The following is a 19,705-nucleotide window of genomic DNA, read 5'->3' on the forward strand; positions in this document are numbered from 1 at the left end:
CAACTACGCCCTCAAGCGCGGTCGCCGGTAATGTCCGCTGTCAGGTGGTGGCACAAGTCAACTTTAACGGCCGACATGGGGCGCATTACGGTCGGCAACTTCTGGGCCGAAAGCGGACTAGCTGCTTTGAAGGAAACTTAAGCGATTCAGGTCGCTCAGCTGGCTTGCGTAAGCCGCTCTGTGGGGTTGATCTTTCATTCGAACCGACTGTCGTGATCACGATATTTCGTCGCCTGATACTTGCCTCGGCACTTAAGAAAAAGCACTTTAACTAAGACTAACCAAAGTCGTTAACATAGTTATTTTTCAGTGTATGCTAGCTCCGATCAAGGCGTAAAGTTGCTTGGTCGGGGGCGAGTAGAATGCGAACTGTGATGAGCCAAAAGCTGGCCAGCTATGGCCAGTGGACCTACCGTGGCGCCTGGGCCCTTGAGGTCGCGGCCGCAGCGATTGGGCTCACGACCGGCGTAGCCTTGGGTGTTCAGGCCTTTTCTGCCAGCGAATCCGTGACCGCCATGGATTTAACACTCGCAAGCGCACCCTTTCTCATGGTGGCAATCGCTGAGCTTACCAAAATACCCATAGCCACGCTGCTCTTCAGTGCGTCGTGGCTCTGGAAGCCCATAATATTGGTCTTCCTCCTCGTTCTGGCGGGCATCACTTTCGAGACTGTGTTCATGGGAATGGAGAGAGCGGGTGCGTTGCGCCAGCTCCGGTATGAGGAACTTGTGAACAAGATTGATGCCCTTGAACAGGAAGCGACAAAGTTGGCCTCTGCCGACGAACTTGGTAGAAAAGCCGATCAGGTCGATCAGGCCCGTTCCGAAATTGAGCAACTGACGTCTCTTGCAGGAAAATCCCGTGCGACCTTTCAGTCGCAGATCGCCGAGATCAATACGGAATTGGAGGTAACGACAGCCCTTACTCCAGAGGCCTCGCGCGTTCGCGACCAAGTCGACGAAAAAAGCGCGGTTCGATCGGCACTAATTCAACAGCGCGATGGTGAAGTTAGAGACGCCGTCGATCAGTTCGAGCGCCAGCGCGACAGCTTTGTTGAACGTATCAAAATGGCTCGGGATTCCGGCGATAGTGACTCAGCGAGAAGGCTGGAATCGGAAGTGGCGAAACTTGCCAATCCCCGCATTAAAATTATCGCCAAGTTCGACACACAAATTGAGCCACTCGATGAAGAGATTGCCGCACTGCGCGAAAATTTCGATCGTCTACGGGCAAACAGCCCTCCTATGACTACTGATCAGAGGCAGAAGCTTGTCGATAGGCGTTCGTCTCTGGAACAAACGCGCGAAAGTGATGCCGAGGCTTGGCAGCGTCGATTGGACGAAGCGGGCAAACGGCTCGCAGATGCCCAGGCGGCAGAAGCCAACAAGGCAAACACGGCGGCGCAAAACCAGGTCAGACAGGACCAGATCGCCAAAGATCTCAGCGCCTTGGCGAAGGAGCGGATTCCAATGGCTCGGACCGATCAGGTTCGCCGCATTGCCTCACGGTGGTACGGCAGCAAGCCTGAGCTGGTGACCGAGGCACAGGCCGGAATAATCTCTGTCATTTGGTTTGGTTCGCTGGCGCTCATCGCCGCGCTCGCGGGACCAATTACGGCAATGGTCGCTCTAGCGCTCCAGCGCATTGCCGCCCGAGAAGAGGACCATTCGGAAAGCAAGACTTCCAGGCTGCTCCGCAGAGCACTGCTGAGTTGGCGTTGGCGCCGAGTTCGAACGGTTAAGGTACCAGTCGAAGTTATGATCGAGAAACAGGTTGAGAAGCGGGTTGAGGTGCCCGTGGAAAAGGTGGTCAAGGAGATCCTCTATGTTCCGCTGTTCACCGATGATCCCGAAGTCCTTCGCAAGGCTCTCGATCAGGATTTGCCCCCCGAGGTCGCTGACCTGGTGAAGGTATCAATGAAGGGTCGCAAAAGTGCTCGTCAGGCATAATACGTCCCTGCTGGAGCAAGCAGTCGATCTCGCCGTCAAGAGATCGGCAATTCCGACCCTGCAGGCTCAGGCCGCGGCTCAAGAGAAAACGGCGCGAGCGACTGCCTTTCGCCGGATGGCGACTGGCGGGGCTATTGCAGTGGCTGCAGTTGGGATTGGTCTAGGGATTAAGCTTGGTCTCTGGGACAAGAACTTGTCGGAACCGGTGGCCTTGCCAAAGATAGAGAAGTCGAGCGCGCGCACTGTCACGAATGATGATCCCGCACCAATTCCTATTCCAACACCAAAACCCGTTCCGGAAGAGACGCCACAGGCTGAAGTGCCCACCAAGCCTGACGTCGTGACTGTCGACTTCAACAAGTTCGCTACCAAGAATGTGGAGTTCCAAGGCAGCACCTGGGAACTAATTACAGGTCATCACTTTAAGGATGAAAACGACGAAACCTGGGACCGGGCATGGTGCTACTCTCGCCGGAGTGTGAACGGCGTCGATGTCAATGTGTCATTGGCCGCTCGCTCTGCCCCAACCTCGTCACCAGCCGGGCCAGGCGCTGCTGCTCAAACGCTTCAATTGGTAGGCCTTAGTGATTCATCGGCTGTAGATCTTGCAACGAGATGCGCGTGGCTGGACGGTCGCACATTCGCGTCTTCAGACATCACCCCTGACCCGTCACGAGAACAGGCCACAACTGCCCCCCCAGAAACTCCTACGACAGAGGTCAATCCCGATAGTGGATTTGTTGTTGTGTCCGGGTGGGACGCGATCGGAAACGACCTGCCGAATATGCCAATTAAGAACGTGAGTTCTGAGCAGTGCCAAACCGCCTGCGACTCCGACTTCAGATGCTTGGCGGTTACCTACAACACAAAATTTCGAGCCTGCTTTATGAAAGGGGACGCATCCCTACTGGTCAAAAGCGAAGAGTCGATCATGGCTGCAAAGAAGGTGGTCGAGAGCAATTTACGTTACTCAAATTTGGTGTTCGCCACCAAAACGGAAATTTCTGGGAATGCCTATTGGAGCGCTCCGTTACGCTATCCCGACTGCATCTTACAATGCGCGAACGATAACTCGTGCTTAGGGTTCAATTTTCGCAAAAAAGAAAGTGCGTGCGTCCTTTTCAACAGCATTACCCAATCCGCCGACAATGCAGCGGTCGCATCTGGTATCAAGAGCGTCGCCAATTAACATTAACGTAACGCATGAAAAGATAAGGCTGTGTATACGTGGTGAGCTCGTTGCAGCGACACAGTTTTCCATAAACAACAATCGAATCGAATAGATCTTCTCTTTTTGGACGCCAATTGCTCTCTTTTACTTCTTAACTTAAGTAGTAGGTAGCCATGCTTTTCTCGCCTCAAGAACAAGGTATGAAAGCCCGGAACTATTTTAGCGGGAGAATCCAGAATGCTGATCCGTCACCAAAGCGGCAGGGGGCGTGCTTGAGTTTTCGTCGGCTAGGAGCGGTCACCCTTGGCTTCACGTCATTCCTCGGTTGCGCTCATGCCCAGGAACCCTGCGACCCTAACTACACGGGGGCCTGTGTCCCAATAGCCAGCGATGTGGATTGCTCCTCTGGAAAAGGCAATGGTCCCGCATATGTACACGGGCCGGTCACTGTCGTGGGCGAGGATATCTATGACCTCGACCGCGATCACGATGGGATAGGCTGCGAAAACGGCTAGAGCCGGCGCTCCACCCAACCGCAGAGATGGTTTCAATGGTGCACACGAGCCAATACGATGGCGGCTTTGAAGTGCGGAGCAGCCATGCCCGCTTTTGGGCCGCTTGTGGACTGGCAGCTTCTAGGTATTGAAATACCGTGAGAAGACATTGTGCTTATTTGCGAACGCCGCTGCCCAGTACCCTGCTAAGCTAGACGCCGGCACATTGGTCCGACCGAATTGGTCGGTCGCCACATGGTTCGGTCAACGACACTGAGGGAGACAGCCCGCCTCAGCTCGGCAGGCTATTGGGATGGGTTCGCGCCGAGTTCGATCGCCGATTTCCAGATGATGCGGAAACAGCCATCCGCGCGTCGGCGTACAGGGAAACGAAATAGGCGCGATCGAGTCCTCCTGCGCATTTTATTTGGGCGCGTTTGTCGTTACACATGCGCGGGGAGGTTTGCGAAAAATTATGGATGGCATCGATCTTCAAGCTGGCGTCGAAAAAGCGCTTGACGCCCTCTTTGCGGACCGTTTGGCACTTCTGTGCGGTGCAGGTCTCTCGATGGCGCCGCCAAGTTCTGTGCCGAGCGCAGCGGCCCTAGCTTGGAAAGCTAAGCAGAAATATGATTCGACTTATGGCGCATCGCGACCACCGCTCGCAGAGTCTATCGATGATCAAGCAGAATTCTTTTTCCAGCGGGGCGAACTGGTGGATGTATATCTTCGGACCTACATCGATCACGATGCGTTTGCCGGTACGCCCAATGACGGTCATCTCGCGGCCGCCGACCTGCTCCTTACCGGCGGAATCGGGACAGCAGTATCGACCAACGTCGACACCTTGATCGAAGCGGCCGGTAATCTGCTCTTCGGTCACGTCGGCGTCGGCGTGACCCGCGACAAGGTTGCGGCGCTGCCGCCGGGCAAGTCACCGTTGCTAAAGGTCCACGGCTGCTGGACCGATCCAGCGGGAACCGTCTGGGCCGCCGGGCAGGTGGTAGCGGAACCGATCCAGACGCGGTTGGCCGAAGGAGCTGCTTGGCTTACCCAGCGTCTCCTCGATCGAGACCTCGTCATCGTAGGCTATTGGACGGATTGGGATTACCTCAATGAGGTGCTCGAGCAATCGCTTGCCGCGGTCAGTCCGAGTAGGATCATCGTGGTCGATCCATGCAACACCGCAGTGTTCGAGACCAAGGCGAAGGCGCTATTCGAGCTTGGCCAGCGGGCAACCAGCGGCTTCTTCCACGTCCAGGAATCTGGCGCGGTCTTTCTGAATCAGCTTCGCGTCGAGTTTTCGCGCGCGCTGCTGCGACGCGTCTTGCACTCTGGGTCCGGAACCTACCAAGATCATATTGGAACGCCGCCCGACCCGGCGTGGCTTGAGCCCTCGACCGCAGATGCCCAGACGCTCTGGCGCATCCGGCGGGATCTTGAGGGCGCCATGCCCAACGAGCCAGCCAAGGGTCACCAACCCGTCGAAGAACCGTTATTGGGTATGACCTTCATCCAACTCCAGGCGAAGGGCGCGACACTCGAAGACATCTGCTGGAATTTAGGCGGCGCCCGGATACGTGTTCTGCGAGCGATCAACAGACCACTACATGAGGTCGAGGCAGCGTATGCACGAGAAACCGCGCCGATCGTCGCGCCAGAATATGTCATTGCTGTTGGCGCTGAGGCCTTAGCGCTGCCACCGAGCATTGCACGCGGCGCACCGACAGGATCGATCGCCCGGGGCGCGCCCATTAAATGGCGATCACGCCCAGACGCTATCGCGGAGTTGGGTCTGTGAACGGTTTGCAGTTCGTCTCGCAACAGCTGAGCGATGCCAACTATTCAGTGGCATCGCTCGACGACGTCCTCGGCAAGTATCTCGCATTTGAGGGCGATACAGTGCTCGGGTTCGTTCTGGCATTCCCAGATGCGGTCAGCCTCATCGTGAACTGGCGCACTCGCAGCCAGCAGGTGCTCAAGGCCTCACAGTTTGGGCTTCGTCGTTCAGAAGCGAAAGCTTGGAATGCATATCTCGTCCTTCTGGCGACTGAACCGGCAGATTATGGCGCGAGCATTACGCTGAGCGCAATCGAAGAGGACCTTACCGGAACGCGGAAGATCGCTCGCGCCGGTGTTGCGACTGAAGCTGACGCGCGCAGCGCGTTGTTGCCGTTGCTCGCAATGCAGAACGCCCCGCAGTTGGATGCGGTCGACATGGCTTCTGAGATCCGCCTTCGCACTTCGGAACTGCCGGTCGAACTAATCGACGCCTTCGTCAGCGGCGCGCCGGAGGCTACAATGCTGCAGATGCTGGAGGCCGGGCAGTGAAACTAAGCTACGTCCATCTCCACGGTTTCCGGGGCTATCGCAAGCCCGCCCGAATCGATTTCGCCGAAAGCTTCACGATCGTTGACGGGCGCAACGGCGTCGGTAAAAGCACTATCTTCGATGCAGTCGAATTTGCGCTTACCGGAACGATCAGCAAGTACCTGGACGCGAAAGCTGATGGGGAATCCGTCGAAGACTATCTTTGGTGGACAGGCCCAGAAGGCCGGGACGGGGAGTTGGCTAAGCATTTCGTGGAGGTTGGCTTTCGTGACGGCGACCGGCATTTCGAAATCCGGCGAACACCGCTCGATCCCAAGGACTTTGATGTTCGAGCGAAGGTTGAGAACCTCTTCCAGTTAGACGCCGCACCGCGCGAGGCGATCGCGCAGCTCTGCAACTCGACGATCATCCGTGACGAGCACATCGCCCGACTCAGTCTCGATCTGAAGGAAGGCGACCGCTTTACCCTGCTGCGCGATGCAATCGGAGCAGTCGATGCAGAAGATTGGATCAAGCGCGCGCAGGCTCTCCACTCTGCTGCTGCTGGCCGAACGAAAGCTGCCCAGGCCGAGGTCGAGGGTGCGACCGCCGCTCTAGCGACGGCGGCGCGACAGTTGGATCAGGCACGCGCCTCGCTGCCGAGTGCCGATCTCCTGGGTCAGGCAGGTGCCCGCCTTCAGCGGTCGCTTGGCATTTCCGCATCCAGTGCGCAGCTGCCCGACCTCGCTCGCCAGCGTCTCGCTGACATAACGGCGAAAATCGAGCGTCTGCGTCCCTTGATTGCCGACTTCTCGCAATATGATCGTGCCCGCGGGGACCTGCCGGCCATTAGCGGGCGCGCGTCCGACGCGGCTATGGCTGCCAACCTGGCGCAGCTTCGATATGAGGAAAGCTTAAAGCCATTGTTGGCCGCTCCCATTGCGACTGATCTTTCGGGGCAGGCTCGCCAGCTGGAGAATTTGGTTGAACTCGGACGCCAGCTTGCTCTGCGTGATGGTCATTGTCCTCTATGTGCGAGCCGTGTCAGTCACGATGACTTCTATCGGGGGCTCGACCAAGCACTAACGATCGCCCGAAACCTCGATGAGGAAGCAGTCGAACAGGCGCGGAGGGAGCGCGAACGGGATGCCGCGCTGCGAGAAGCTAGGCTGGCAGAGCAGGCTCTGAGTGAGGTCAAAGCAGAGCGCGATCGTGTCTCGAAATATGTCCAAGACTATGAGGAGCGCCTCGCCAACGCTTCACTGACTAGCGCCGACCTTGCCGACCTCGAGCAGGGGCTTGTCACGGTCGAGGCTGAGCAACTGACAATTGCAGCAGACTTGCGGCTGCTCGACACCCTTTCGTTCGATAGAGTGATAACCCGTGCGAGCGGAGATCAGTCGGCGGCCGCCGAAGGGATCCGTCAGGCCGAAATCCGCCTCGGCCGCGCGCGCACCGCCGAGACCCGCGCCAAGGCGATCCACGATGCGGCGCGTCGGGCGGCGGCTGAGACGCTGCAGCAGCGCCTTGATCGCGTCATTCCACTGATGTCGGAACTCTACAAGCGGCTACGGCCGCATCCGATCTGGGGTGACATCGAATATAGCGTCCGCGGCGACGTTAAGCGCTTCCTGACCTTGAGGGTGGGTGGCGATGTCAATCCGCAGTTCGTCTTCTCCAGCGGTCAACGGAGGGCTACCGGGCTGGCCTTCCTGCTATCGGTCAACCTCTCGATTGCCTGGAGCAACTGGCAGAGCATACTACTCGACGACCCTGTGCAGCACGTCGATGACTTCCGAACCGTGCATCTGGCAGAGGTGTTAGCGCAACTTTGTGCGTCGGGTCGCCAAATCATATGCGCCGTCGAGGACAGCGCACTTGCTGATCTCATGTGCCGCCGCCTGCCTTCCTCGGTTGCTGCGCCCGGAAAGCGCGTGAGCTTGGGGACGGACGAAAAGGGCGCCCTCGCGGTCGTTCACGAGCAGACGATCGCGACGCTGAGCCGTCGTTCGCTCGTGCTGCCAGACAATCCGGTCAGCGCATGAAGCACCAATTTGCGCCATAGGGCCGCGCAATCACCCATTTGAACTAACGGCGGCTTTCAAACATGAGGTCGATGCCAATCGAGGGCCGGAATGATGGCGATAAGACCGCGTAGCTTGTCTGACATGGAAGCGAATACCGATGCCCATTTACTTCATCCTCGAGGAGAATAACGCCGATTGGCGGATGAAGATCGGGCGCGCGACGAACCTTAGAGGCCGTCGAGGTGCCTTGCAGACCGGCAACTCGCGCCCACTAAAAGTCGTGGGGTGGATCGAAGCGGAGAATGAGACCGAATTGGAAGGGCGGCTCCATACGAAATATGCAGCGCATAACATCGGCCGGCATGGCGGGAGTAGCGCCAGAGAGTGGTTCTACCTTCAACCCGCCGACATTCTTGAGGATCTAAAACGCGCGGGCATCGAGGGGTTCGTGGAAAAGAATGCAGATGTCTTTGAAGTCGTGGGTCACGATGGTGACGGCGTGCCCGAATATCTCGGCGTCTGGGACTGGAGCAGCCTCGAGCTTGAAGAGTGCTGCCCGTTTTGTGGCTGCTTGTGCGGCATGCACTTTCAGGACGCATCGCAAATGTTTCACTGTTCCAGCTGCGATGAACTCACTGATTTCTCGCAGCCCGATTTTGACAACAAGGAAGACTATCTGGCTTGGAAGCACGAGGAGCGCTTGAAAAGAGGCCGTGCAACCAAGGCGCGACGTAGCAGTTAGCTTAAGCCACGGCGGCTTTCGGGATCGTTTGCACAGCGACTGAATGACCGACATGAGAAGCAGCCGTTCGTATTCTGGCCCACACTTGCCAGCTGCTAGATGGTATAAAACATTTTAGGAAAAAGCCCATTCCTCATCGGCCGGCGTGACCAGCCCGTTCCGCAGCCGGCTGTGAAGTTCATGCCACGACGGGTCAGTTACGAAGCCTTTCATGCTTCCGCATGCCTCGGCGAAGGAAATGTCGCCCAAACGGTCGATAAGATCACTCATGGCGCCGTTCCTGCCATTTAGGAATAGCTCAAATGGATCATCATCACACTCGATTACCCTATGTCCCCAAGCTCCCGGCACGTCGTCGGTTGCGAGAGCCTGCCGAAGATCTTCATCCACGCCTGCGGCCTCGAGCGCCCGGCAGACGACATAGCGCATCAGGGGGTAGTAGATCGGCTGATAGCTGCCTCCAAGCGCGCGCACGCCGGGCAGGATCGACAAAACCAGAAACATCAGCAGGAGATTCGGGACAAGGCTGCGGTTTGCCAGCCGCTCGAGGATGTCGGGGGCTGTGAAGCACGCCACCTTCATACCGGTCGCAGGATCGATGAGTTCTCCGGCGATCAGACGCAGCGGAAGGCGTTTGCCATTTTCATAGAACCAGAAGAAATCAGTACCGCGCGCGAGCCAGACACTCCAGGGGCCGGACGCGAGCCGGTCGAGGCCGGCAAGAATATTGGAGGCGAACTTCGGGTCTTCCAGCAGTCTCATGCGTAGCCAGGAATTTTCGTCCGATAGATGGTCGGCCACCAGGTCGGCAATATCCTCGTCGTCGATCTGCAGGAAGGCAAAGCGGCCTCCGAACATTTTTGGCCAAAGGATGAGATTGGCTGCCTTGATGGCGTGCGCGGGCCGCTCGAATTGCGTCTTCGGCAGAAGGCTACGAAGCAGCGAGAGCGCGTCTGCCTCAGTGTTCGGCTCCCTCGGTAACAACTCGAACCTATAGGGTCCCGGCCCGGCTAGCAGGCTGTATCCGATCATCCGGCTTCGGCTCAGGCCGAAGACGTTGACCGGCTTCCCCTCAACGGTGAGCCAGCCTGGTCCCTTGCGTGGCTTTTCGACGAGATTCACCGTCGAGACGGCGTAGGAAACATAGGTCGAACAGCCATGCGCCGAGAGACCAAGGAGGCTGAAGATATGCGTGTAGTACGCTTCCGGCTCCAGGAGCAGAAACAGATGGGGGCCTGTCTGCAACACGCGGCGCCTTTCGAAATCCCTGCAGATTTCCGAGGCGGTATCGGCAGACAACCCGTTTCGTGTCGCTGCCTTTCTGATGATGTCGAGTAGTTTGGTGAAAGCTCGGAGCCGGATTTCTGGCATGGGAACCGAAGCCGGCGCTGTAAACAGACGAAACGCATAATCGCGGATCGGCCGGGAATAATATGGGCTCATCCAGGGGTAGAGTGCCGTCAGCGACCCCAGGACTGCCTGTTTCGCATCAACGCCTGCTGTTAGCTCTTCCACCTCACGATTCACCTTTTTCTTGTGTCTGAATTACACCGAGGCTCAAACACGAAATACTGATGAGGAGCACCACTCCGAAGCTGAAGAAAATCGTCGAAGGAAATGCTCGATCTCCTACGGCGGCGGCGATGCCGAAGACGAGCAGTCCGAAGGCCACGGCCACACTATGCATGATGCCTTTTGCCCGGCCCAACAGATAGACCGATATAAGCGACTGCAATGTGACTTCAACGCTGACGCGTCCAAGATTGTATGAAAATCCGAGCGCGGCAAAAAGGATTGCCGTCCAGGGCGTGGGCACAGATGTCAACGCCATGAGGACCAGCGCCGTTAAGCCCAAAAGCATGAGATGCCGCGCGTCGGTACTCATCGCTCTTTCAATCCGGAATAGAGAGACCGCGCCGATCAGTGAGCCCGCCGACCATGCAGCCTCGAGGCAGCCGAAATCCACGGCAGTACCCCTCTGCTCCTGGAAGACGAAGCTAGATCCCATGACGCTGACAAGCACCGCGCTTGTATAGAGAAGCGCGTAGACGACAATGAGACGACGCAGGCTCGGATCGAATTGTGCTGCCGCGATTTTGGCGATGCGGACATCGCGCGAAACCGGTTCCAGCCGCATCAAGGCCAGGCAGCCGGCTGAAAACAGGAAGAAGGCAGATAGGACGGTGAATGGCAGGGCTGGGGAGCGCTCAAGCAGCAAAGGCCCTGCAAGCAGAGCTGCGCCGAGATTGCCGAACTGCATGACGAAGAAGACGGCAGAATTCGTGGCTACAAGATTGCGGCCGTCCGCTATCACGGGGATCAATGATTGAGAGCTCGTAAGCGCGACACGATCGCAAAACGAAAATAGGGCCGCTGACAGACAGATAATCAGAAACACGTCCACGTAGAGAAGCGCGCAAGCGGTAGCCAGCGTAACGACGAAGCGGCTGAGGTCTGCCGCAACGTTCAAGCATCGCCTGTCAAATCGATCCGCCGCTACGCCGGCCAAAGGGCTCGCGATGAATTCGACAACGCTGACGATTGCAAGGAACGTCGCCACGCCCGCGGTTCCGTATCCTCGCTCGACGAGAATCCAGGCGGAGGCGATGTAATAGCCGTTTCGGGCAACGGCCGCCGATAGCGTGCTGGCCAGGAATCCCAGGGAGGGATTGGATCGGCTGGCCCGTCCTTTCGCAGGATGATTTCGAACCAGGTTTGACATGAGCGGCGTATCCCGGGCTGACTGCCGATGGATACCTGCTTCCGCCAAGCCTGCTTTACTGTGATGTTGGGGATTTCCGATAGTTGCTGAGAACCGACACGCGGCGACTTAGATCCTGCTCTTACGACGAAATTCCGTCGGGCCCGCACCGAAAGCCCGCTTAAAAGCGGTCGCGAAATGGCTCGAGCTGCCGAAACCACATTCCATCGCGATTTCCGTCGCCGACAGATTGGTCGATCGCAGCATGTCCGCGGCCTGCTCCAGCCGTCGCTGCGCAATGAATGCGTGCGGCGTCATGCCTGTGGACTGCTTGAAGGCCCTCCAGAAATGGAACCGGCTAACCCCAATTTCTTTTGCCAAATCGGCGAGCGTAGGTCTGCCGTCCGACAACGTCTCGATCATGTCCACCGCCCGCTTGAGATCGAACGATGACAAACCGCCTTTTGCCGGCTCCTGATGGAAGCCGTTCAACCTCAACATTTGGCCGAGCAATTGCGTGGCCTGGCACTCCACCATCGTTGCGCTGATGGGGTCAGGCTGCTTGAGCTCCAAGGCAATCCTCTGCAACGCCAACTCTACAGTGCCGTCCCGAAACCCGATCGACGGCGGCAGCACTGCCGGGCGATGGCGAGCCATTCCCGCAAACACATCGTCGGCGAACTCTTTTGCAATCGAGACCAGGAGGTAGGAAGCGGTCGCGTCCCCCTCGTCCCACCCATTCCAATCACTGCCGGCGGGCATGAAGATTATCGAACCGGCCCGGCGCGGCAAAAAGGCAATCCGGCGCCCATCCACGATGTCTTCTCCGCGGCACGCCGTGCCCATCAGGTTCATCAGGAACAAATGGTTTGGCTGGAGGATTCTTGTCTCCTGGCGCTCAAGCCCGGTTCTTTTGACCACGTCCGCCCTCACACTCCCCCAATTCTCATACTTGTGGGCAAGCGATTGGTGCCGTGAACGGCGGTTCTCGGTCGGGTCGAGCGCAAGAGTATTCACGTATCCACAGCCTCCTTACTGGCGAGTGGCCAGTCGTCGCATGATGTGGCGAACCATGGGTTGCTGAACAACACGCAAATAACTCTGGATTGGTAGAAGATGTGACTTTAGCGAAAAAATGGCAAACGAGTGAAAGCCGCCTGTATCCGGCAGGCCTACGAGTTGGCTCAGCCAATACTTGAGCCCGGTGAAATATTAGACCACACTTATCTTAGTGGAATTTCCCCCATCGACGTATCGGCATCTCACCAATGGAACGGTGCTGGAGGCATACTGCGATGCGTGGACTCGAGGACTTCCTGGCTGAGTGCGACCATGGCCCACGGATCAACGGACTAGCCGGCTTTTTCGCTGCGACCGCCGCTGGCAAGAGCGGGATGCCAATCCGCAAGCCCGTGGCCGACGCCCGCCTTCTGCCGAGCGATGAACTGCTGCGCGGTCTGGTCAGCCTGCACGCGGCCCGCCAAGGCTTTTTCGACCAGCACTATCACGGCAGCATCCCCTACAGATTGGAAGAGGAGTGCCGGATGGCCTACGCAGTGCTGAAATACGCACGGCAGCGTGGCGCCCCGCTTGCGCTATACAGCCTTGGAACAGCGGAAGGCACGATGGCGAGGACACTGTCGGAACTGTCCGATGGGCAGGTACGCTCACTGTCGTGCAGCCCGAACGCGGAGAATTACAAATGCTTCATGGCCTATGGCCAACCACCGCACGCCGACTTTTTCATTGGTCCCTTCCATCATTTGACAAAGGACGTCCTGAGCTCGGATCCGCGACTGGCAAATTTCGCTCACGGGTTCGATATTATTCTCGAAGATACGACCTTTCAGATGTACTCGCCAAACAGGGCAAGCCAGATCGAGTTCGTGACCCAGCACCTCAAGCCGGACGGAATCTTCGTCTTCGTCGAGAAGTTCCGGGCTACAGAGGAGCCGGACTACAGGCGTCGCGAATACCAGAAGGATTTCGGGTTCAAGGCGCGCTATTTTCCCCCAGACGAAATCGAGAAAAAGCAAACCCTCGTTCTGAATACGATGTTTGGCAATGAGGTGACTTTGGCACAGATGGCCGACGCAATACGCGCGCATTTCAGGTACTGCGCCCTGACGTGGAACAGCGGAAACTTCTGCAGCCTCGCGGCGAGCAATAGCGAGGAAAACCTGAACCGGTACCTTTCCCAGATGGCCACTCCGGCCATTCCGCACGAGTACGTCTACGAAACCAGCTTGTATCCGGCCCTGCCCGCTAGCGTCGCCGCCGCGCAGGAATAGGCTCCCTGTGCCTTGAGACAGGTCAACAACACGTTGCGCCGTTTGGACCATGTCTTCGCAGCTGTCGACCATGGTAGCCTCAGGCAGGCCGCAAAAGTTCTCAGAGTGAGGGAATCCTGTGTCAGCCGCAACATCGTTGCTCTTGAGCAATTGCTGGACATGCAGTTGTTTGACCGCGACGTTCATGGCGTTCGGCTGACCGAAGCAGGCCGGGCCTGGACTAACCTCGTCCGGGCTCACTATGAAGGCTTGCACGATGCCCTAGCCGAAGGTGGTCGCGGCGACCAGGATGATGCCAAAACAGTCAAGATTGGGTTGTGCGGCCAGATAGGCCGGGCGTTCGTGGCGCGTCTGGTCGATCGATTTCGCAGCTTACATCCGGACGTGAGCATCGCCATCGAGGACGTTCCCCATGAACAGTGTCTGGCGGCAATACGTCGCCGGCGCCTAGACATCGTCTTCACGCACGGGCTCGAGAACGGGGCCTTATGCCGCAGCGAGCTATTTGGGCACGAGCGCTTGTTCGTTCTCCTGCCCGGCGGCCATCCGCTCGCAGAAAGGCCGGCAGTCAGATGGAGGGATCTTGCAGATACGTGCCTGCTGGTTTCGGTCGGATCGCCGCAGGATCCGGTTTTGCTGGAAAAGATTGCCGCGGATGGTGGCCCCGCTATTCAAATCTGTCGCGCCAGCGAAGCAACGGTCATCCTCAAGGTGCAACTCGGCCAAGGCGTCGCTCTGGCGGGCGAGGGTTTTGCCGGGACTGTCGCCGTCGACGCCACGGTGTGGAAACCGATCAGTGGCCAGAGCAGTGTCAGTTCTATCAAGGCAGTGTGGCTGGAATCGAACCCAAAGCGTGCGCTTCTGCGGCTGGTTGGGACCGCAAGAAACCTGGTGGCCGCAACGCGACCTGGGCATTCCCCCGTCAAGCGCGAAAATTGAAATCTCTCCATTAAAGGGGGCGCGACTGACCCGGTTCGACTTCAGTCGCCCGGCCTTCAACCACCCTCCGAGCGCTTTGCTCTGGCAAAGCCCCGTCGCAATGAACCGCTCCAACATCGCAACGATGAGACGCGGCGCGTCAGCTGGCCGTTGCCCCGCATCGCGGCCGAGTATCTCCGCATAAGCGGTCAGGTCACGGTGCAGTGCCGCGGGGAGTTCCACCGTGACCTTGACAGGTTTGTCGTCGGCGATCGGCCCCAGTTTCAGCTTGGCCATTTCAGCCTCCATACGGTTCGAGCACGAGATCGCGCGTGACGATGACGCGCACCGGGAATCCCGGTCGGATGGTGAGCGTCGGCGCTATGTTGAGCTGCCGCTGGACGATCTGCTGGCCGGTCTGGCTGATGCTGTCCGAGGCGCCCTGGCGCAGAGCGCGCATGAGGTCGCTCTCCTGGCCCGATGAGCCTGCTTGCGCCCCGATGCTCAGAACCGTGGAAAGTGCTGCAGCCTTGAACAGCTCGCCCCAGTGATAGTCGACGCCGTCCTCGACACCAGCATAGCCCTCGGCGTCCGCGCCGGGCTCACGTTCCAGCACGATGGAGCAGCCGTCTGGAAAAATCAGCCTGGTCCAGACCAGCAACACGCGGCGCTGGCCGAAGCCGACGCCATTGTCATACTGGCCGATGAGGCGCGTCCCCTGCGGAATGAGAAGGATGTGGCCGGTTGGGCTGTCATAGACATTCTCCGTTACCTGCGCGGTAATCTGACCCGGCAGGTCGGAGCGAATGCCGGTGATGATGGCGGCGGCGATGACGGCGCCCGCCTGCAACACGTTTTTCGACGCCGGCGCCGCGACGCGATCAGGCGAGACGGTGCGCTTGTCCGGCGGCTGATCAAGGAACGCGCGCTGCCGGTCCTGCGCCGAGGGTGTGGCCGGCTGCGGCGCGAGGCCAAGGCTGGCGAGGTCGGTCTGTGGCGGGGTCCCTGTCGTGCCAGTTCCAGGCTGAGCGTCGGTCGCCTCACCTGAGGGCCGTGTTTGCGTCGACACAAACACACGCGCGGTCCTCGCCGCATCCAGTTCCTGCTCCCGGCGCTGCTCCTCCTGGTCCGGTCCAACGGGACCAGTCGATAGCGCGGGGCCGCCACTCTGCGCGGCGAGCATCGGGCGGCCAAGATCGCCGGGAAGCGGTGGGCCAAGCTTCGGGACGCCTGCATAGTCCTTTGGCAAGTCGGCGAGCCCATCCGGAGTCGAACGATTATCGGTTGAATAGAGCTCCTGACCCTGGCCTTGTTGACGGTTCTGCAGCGCATAAATCAACGCACTGCCGACAGTGAGGCTTGCGGCGAGCCCTAACCCGGCCAGCGCCTTGCGGGACAGACGCGTCACCCGCGGCGGCTCGGCGCGCAGCCGCATCGCCGCGGCCGGCTCGCCTGTGAGCGGCCGGGCGTCATCCGTCGGCCCACGGCCTTCCTTCCCGGGATCCAATCTGTCGCTCATCGTGACGACCCTCCCCTGTCTGTTCGGAGGGACGTAGCTTTCGGGGTCTCGCCAGGGCCACGCATCCATGAAAATCGACTGCTTCTTACCCCATCGGTGCGGGAGATGCGGATGCGCTGCTGGTTCTTGCCGGCGCCGAAGCGCAACTCGGCGGCGGCAAACAGCCGGTCGACGATCATATAGTTGCCGCGCACGCGATAGTTGACCAACTCGGACGTGTCGCCTTCTGGACCGACCACGAAGAGGGGCGGCATCTCGCCCTGGCCAATGCCCCGCGGGAACTCGATGAACACCTGCTTGCCATCGTCGAAGGCGCGCAGCGGCCGCCACGGTGCGCGATCGCCCGTCACGTCGTAGCGGAAATTGACGCGAGAAAGATCGATGCCTGTCGAGACCGGCTGTGCAGCCTCAGCCTGCTGGTTCTGCCTGCGCAACGCGATGAGCTGGTCCTGCGGGTATTGCCAGGAAACCGACGCCATATAGGTCGACGGGGTCGAGCGCAGTTCCATGTGATAGGTACGCCGATCTGTATTGATGACGAGATTGGTGAGAAGGTCGGCGCGCGTCGGTTTGACGAGGATGTGGACCTGCTTGGCTGCGCCCGTACCGCTCTCGGTATCGCCGATGATCCAGCGCACGGTGTCGCCGGCGGCGACGGGACCGGAGCCGACGAGCTGCTCGCCGGGCTGCAGCGCGATGTCGGTGATCTGCCCCGGCGAGGCATAGACCTGATAGAGCGCGCCATCGACGAAAGGGTAGACCTGCATCGAGTTGATGAAGCCGTTTCGCACAGGCTGGACGCGCGCGGCCGCATTGGCCAGGTTCACCCGCGCGGCCGGATCGGTCGGTTCCGGCTCGGGCCTTGCGGTCTTGCCGACCGGCTTCAACTGACCTGGAAGCGGCAGCGGCCTTGACAGCTCCACCACCTTGACGGGCAGGGGCGGATCGACCGCCTGCACGGCCGGGACCGGATCGTCATAGGAAATCTGCGGCGGCTTCTGCCTGGTGGCACAGCCCGCAAGCGCCGAAGTGCAAAGCAGAAGTGCTGGAAACACCATTTTGCGGAAAGCCGGCATTGAGTGGATGAGGAAAGCCGGACGCCTCCAGGGGGCGGCTTTGCAGGGTGCGGGCGTCATTGTCCAAGCTCCTTCGACCAATTGATGGCGTTGATGTAGATGCCGAGCGGATTCTTCCTCAGCGCGTCGGCTTCGCGCGGGGGCTGTACGACAATGGTGAGAATGGCCGACCAGCGCTCGGTGGAAGCGAGTGAGCCGTCCTGATAGCGGCGTTCGACCCAGGCGATGCGGAAGCTCACCGGCGATGCGCGGATCACCGAGGACACGTCGACGGCGACCTGCTGCTTTCCGACCTTGGTGAACGGGTCATTGGCGCGCGCAAAGTCGTTGAGAGCCAGCGCCCCGCCCTGCGTCGCGAAGTCATAGGCGCGCAGCCAGTTCTGCCGCACGATGACCGGATCGGCGGGGATCGACCTCACCTGTTCGATGAAGTGTGCCAGGTAGAAGGCGATCTGCGGATCGTTCGGCTGATAGTCGCCGACTGCGGGTCCCACGGCCTGCGCCTGGCCGAGACGATCGACCTGCACCACCCAGGGCACGATCGAGCCTTTGGCGGATTGCCAGACGAGTGCTGTGGAGAACCCCGCGGCGAGCGCCAGGCAACCGAAAGCCATATACCGCCAGTTGCGCGCCTGCACGCGAGCGGAACCGATGCGCTCGTCCCAGACCTGCGCAGCGCGCTGGTAGGGCGTCTCGGGTTGTGGGGATCTGCCGTAGTGCGTGGACGGTCGTTTGAACATGCTCAGTCTCTTTCAGAGAGGTTGATCGAGGAGCCGCCGCCATGGCTGTCGCCACTGCGAACAGCGTGGGCGGCGGCCTGGACGCCATGGGACATCCGTTGCGAGCGCTTCATGCGCTTCGCCCAGGCGGGCTGACTTTCAGTGGCGGAGGACGCAACGGGAGCGGAGCCGGCTTCGGCAGCGTTCGCGCTGATCGTGCCGGCGGTGGAGGATCCGCCCGTCGTCTCGAAGGCAGCACGAGAGCCGGACTGGAAGCTGTGCTTCATGCTGCCTGCCGCATTATTGGCCGCGCGCTTGAGCGGTGAGACGGCGCCTTGGGCACCGGCACTGATGACACCGCCGAGCCCTGATGCGACGCCGGTGAAGCCTGACTGTCCGGCGGCGCCGAGGCCGTAGGCTGTGGATGCCCTGCCCGCGGTTGCGGCGCCACCACGAGCTGCTGCTGCAGCACCGCCGCTTACAGCCGCGCCGCCGGAAACGACTGCGCCGGCGGCCGCCGCACCCACTGCTGCCATGCCGCCAGCGGCGAGCCCGGTGCCGACCGCCGCGCCCGCGCCGAGCTGCGGGCCGCCGGAGACGAGGCCGTTGGCAATGCCAGGTCCAAAGATGCCAAGGCCGAGCAGCGACAGCGCGGCCAGCACGATCGCCATGGCGTCGTCGATCGACGGCGGGGTCCCGCCGAACCCCGTGGTGAACTCGGAAAAGAGCGTCGAGCCGATGCCGATGATGACGGCGAGCACGAGCACCTTGATGCCGGACGAGATGACGTTGCCGAGCACCCGCTCGGCCATAAACGCGGATTTGCCGAACAGACCGAAGGGGATCAGCACGAACCCGGCGAGCGTCGTCAGCTTGAACTCGATCAGCGTGACGAAAAGCTGGATTGCAAGGATGAAGAAGGCGAGCAGCACCAGCGCCCAGGCGAAGAACATGCAGGCGATCTGGATGAAGTTTTCGAAGAAGGACCAATAGCCCATCAGGTTCGAGATCGAGTCCAGCAACGGCCGGCCGGCATCGAGCCCGGTCTGCGCCACCTTGCCCGGGCGCATGAGATCGTCGACGGTAAACCCCGTTCCCGAGGCCTTCAGGCCAAGCCCGGCGAAGCTTTCGAAGACGATGCGGGCGAGATTGTTCCAGTTGGAGATGAGATAGGAGAAGACGCCGACGAACAGCGTCTTCTTGACGAGGCGCGCCAGGATGTCGTCGTCCGAGCCCCAGGACCAGAAGAGCGCCGCCAACGTCACGTCGATGACGATAAGCGTCGTGGCGATGAAGCTGACCTCGCCGCCGAGCAGGCCGAAGCCGCCGTCGATGTAGCGCGTGAAGACTTCGAGGAAATGGTCGATGACGCCCATGCCGCCCATATCAGCGAATCTCCAGCCGAGGCGGCTCGACCTGCATCGCGGGAGCGGTCACATCCGTCCGCTCCCGTTCTTGCCGGTCGCCTGACGCCGGCACATTCGGAAACAGCGTTGCCGGCCCTACCGGAGCAGGCGCGGTTGCCGCGTTACTTTGACCGAAAAACCGGCGCCGGCTCTCTGCCCACGCTTTCAGACAACCGGGATCGCGGGGGCCGGCCTCGCCGATCTCGGAACAGCGGCGCAATTCGAACGCGAGCGGGTCTTGTGACGCGATGGAACGGTCCCGTGCCCCAAGGGCATCAGGCTGATCGTCCTTGCTGTCCATCTCGATTGCGGTCACCATCAAAGCGACACCGATGAAGACGACCGCACTGACACGAGCGAGGATCTTGGCATCCATCGCGCC

16 protein-coding genes and 1 pseudogene are annotated in these 19,705 nt (G+C 59.9%); 8 read left to right on the top strand and 9 right to left on the bottom strand.

The genetic code is table 11. From position 1 onward, the window contains the following. The first annotated feature begins 374 nt into the window (after positions 1-374). The 6 genes from NKI35_RS27035 to NKI35_RS27060 all read left to right on the top strand — a co-directional run bounded on the left by NKI35_RS27035 (position 375) and on the right by NKI35_RS27060 (position 8,693). Positions 375-1,949 (top strand): hypothetical protein, encoded by a 1,575-nt coding sequence (locus tag NKI35_RS27035; protein ID WP_352741860.1) that lies wholly within the window; start codon positions 375-377, stop codon positions 1,947-1,949. After that, a complete protein-coding gene (locus tag NKI35_RS27040) occupies positions 1,933-3,138 on the top strand; it encodes a PAN domain-containing protein (RefSeq protein ID WP_352741861.1) in 1,206 nt (401 codons plus the stop codon). Before NKI35_RS27035 ends, NKI35_RS27040 begins: the two co-directional genes overlap by 17 nt. Positions 3,139-4,089: 951 nt before the next feature. Continuing rightward, complete coding sequence (locus NKI35_RS27045; RefSeq protein ID WP_352741862.1) at positions 4,090-5,415, top strand: SIR2 family protein; 1,326 nt, start codon at positions 4,090-4,092, stop codon at positions 5,413-5,415. Next, a complete protein-coding gene (locus tag NKI35_RS27050) occupies positions 5,412-5,945 on the top strand; it encodes a hypothetical protein (protein ID WP_352741863.1) in 534 nt (177 codons plus the stop codon). Before NKI35_RS27045 ends, NKI35_RS27050 begins: the two co-directional genes overlap by 4 nt. Next, positions 5,942-7,969 carry an AAA family ATPase gene (locus NKI35_RS27055; protein ID WP_352741864.1) on the top strand — a complete coding sequence of 676 codons (2,028 nt, stop codon included), beginning with the start codon at positions 5,942-5,944 and terminating at the stop codon, positions 7,967-7,969. The genes NKI35_RS27050 and NKI35_RS27055 overlap by 4 nt, the downstream gene beginning before the upstream one ends. Before the next feature lie 139 nt (positions 7,970-8,108). After that, complete coding sequence (locus NKI35_RS27060) at positions 8,109-8,693, top strand: GIY-YIG nuclease family protein (RefSeq protein ID WP_352741865.1); 585 nt, start codon at positions 8,109-8,111, stop codon at positions 8,691-8,693. Between the two features lie 114 nt (positions 8,694-8,807). Here the strand turns inward: NKI35_RS27060 and NKI35_RS27065 are convergent, their stop codons facing one another. The 3 genes from NKI35_RS27065 to NKI35_RS27075 all read right to left on the bottom strand — a co-directional run bounded on the left by NKI35_RS27065 (position 8,808) and on the right by NKI35_RS27075 (position 12,411). Next, positions 8,808-10,208: a hypothetical protein gene (locus NKI35_RS27065; protein WP_352741866.1), complete on the bottom strand. Its 1,401-nt coding sequence runs from the start codon at positions 10,206-10,208 to the stop codon at positions 8,808-8,810. A 1-nt stretch (position 10,209) separates the two neighbouring features. Beyond that, positions 10,210-11,415 (bottom strand): MFS transporter, encoded by a 1,206-nt coding sequence (locus NKI35_RS27070; protein WP_352741867.1) that lies wholly within the window; start codon positions 11,413-11,415, stop codon positions 10,210-10,212. Between the two features lie 108 nt (positions 11,416-11,523). Further along, complete coding sequence (locus NKI35_RS27075) at positions 11,524-12,411, bottom strand: helix-turn-helix transcriptional regulator (protein WP_352741868.1); 888 nt, start codon at positions 12,409-12,411, stop codon at positions 11,524-11,526. A gap of 278 nt (positions 12,412-12,689) precedes the next feature. Between NKI35_RS27075 and NKI35_RS27080 the strand changes: the two genes are divergently transcribed. Both NKI35_RS27080 and NKI35_RS27085 read left to right on the top strand, forming a co-directional pair. Further along, on the top strand, positions 12,690-13,685 hold the full coding sequence (locus tag NKI35_RS27080) for a class I SAM-dependent methyltransferase (protein WP_352741869.1): 996 nt from the start codon (positions 12,690-12,692) through the stop codon (positions 13,683-13,685). Positions 13,686-13,697: 12 nt separating this feature from the next. Further along, entirely contained in the window at positions 13,698-14,624 is a 927-nt protein-coding gene (locus NKI35_RS27085; protein WP_352741870.1) for a LysR family transcriptional regulator, read from the top strand. A 72-nt stretch (positions 14,625-14,696) separates the two neighbouring features. On the opposite strand, the pseudogene NKI35_RS27090 reads toward NKI35_RS27085, so the two are convergent. From NKI35_RS27090 to trbK-alt, 6 genes and pseudogenes are all read right to left on the bottom strand, one after another. Then, positions 14,697-14,900, bottom strand: a pseudogene (locus tag NKI35_RS27090) (DUF2274 domain-containing protein); the annotation flags it as partial. A 1-nt stretch (position 14,901) separates the two neighbouring features. Next, complete coding sequence (locus tag NKI35_RS27095) at positions 14,902-16,122, bottom strand: TraB/TrbI/VirB10 family type IV secretion system protein (RefSeq protein WP_352741871.1); 1,221 nt, start codon at positions 16,120-16,122, stop codon at positions 14,902-14,904. Then, on the bottom strand, positions 16,119-17,258 hold the full coding sequence (trbG, locus tag NKI35_RS27100) for a P-type conjugative transfer protein TrbG (protein ID WP_352741873.1): 1,140 nt from the start codon (positions 17,256-17,258) through the stop codon (positions 16,119-16,121). Before trbG ends, NKI35_RS27095 begins: the two co-directional genes overlap by 4 nt. Further along, entirely contained in the window at positions 17,255-17,938 is a 684-nt protein-coding gene (gene trbF, locus NKI35_RS27105) for a conjugal transfer protein TrbF (RefSeq protein ID WP_352741875.1), read from the bottom strand. The genes trbG and trbF overlap by 4 nt, the downstream gene beginning before the upstream one ends. Before the next feature lie 2 nt (positions 17,939-17,940). After that, positions 17,941-19,302 (bottom strand): P-type conjugative transfer protein TrbL, encoded by a 1,362-nt coding sequence (gene trbL, locus NKI35_RS27110; protein WP_352741876.1) that lies wholly within the window; start codon positions 19,300-19,302, stop codon positions 17,941-17,943. A 1-nt stretch (position 19,303) separates the two neighbouring features. Next, positions 19,304-19,699, bottom strand: coding sequence for a putative entry exclusion protein TrbK-alt (trbK-alt, locus tag NKI35_RS27115; protein WP_352741878.1), 396 nt, complete (start codon positions 19,697-19,699; stop codon positions 19,304-19,306). Positions 19,700-19,705: the final 6 nt, after the last annotated feature.

The sequence above is a fragment of the Mesorhizobium sp. M0676 genome, assembly GCF_040320535.1.
Taxonomy (GTDB): domain Bacteria; phylum Pseudomonadota; class Alphaproteobacteria; order Rhizobiales; family Rhizobiaceae; genus Mesorhizobium.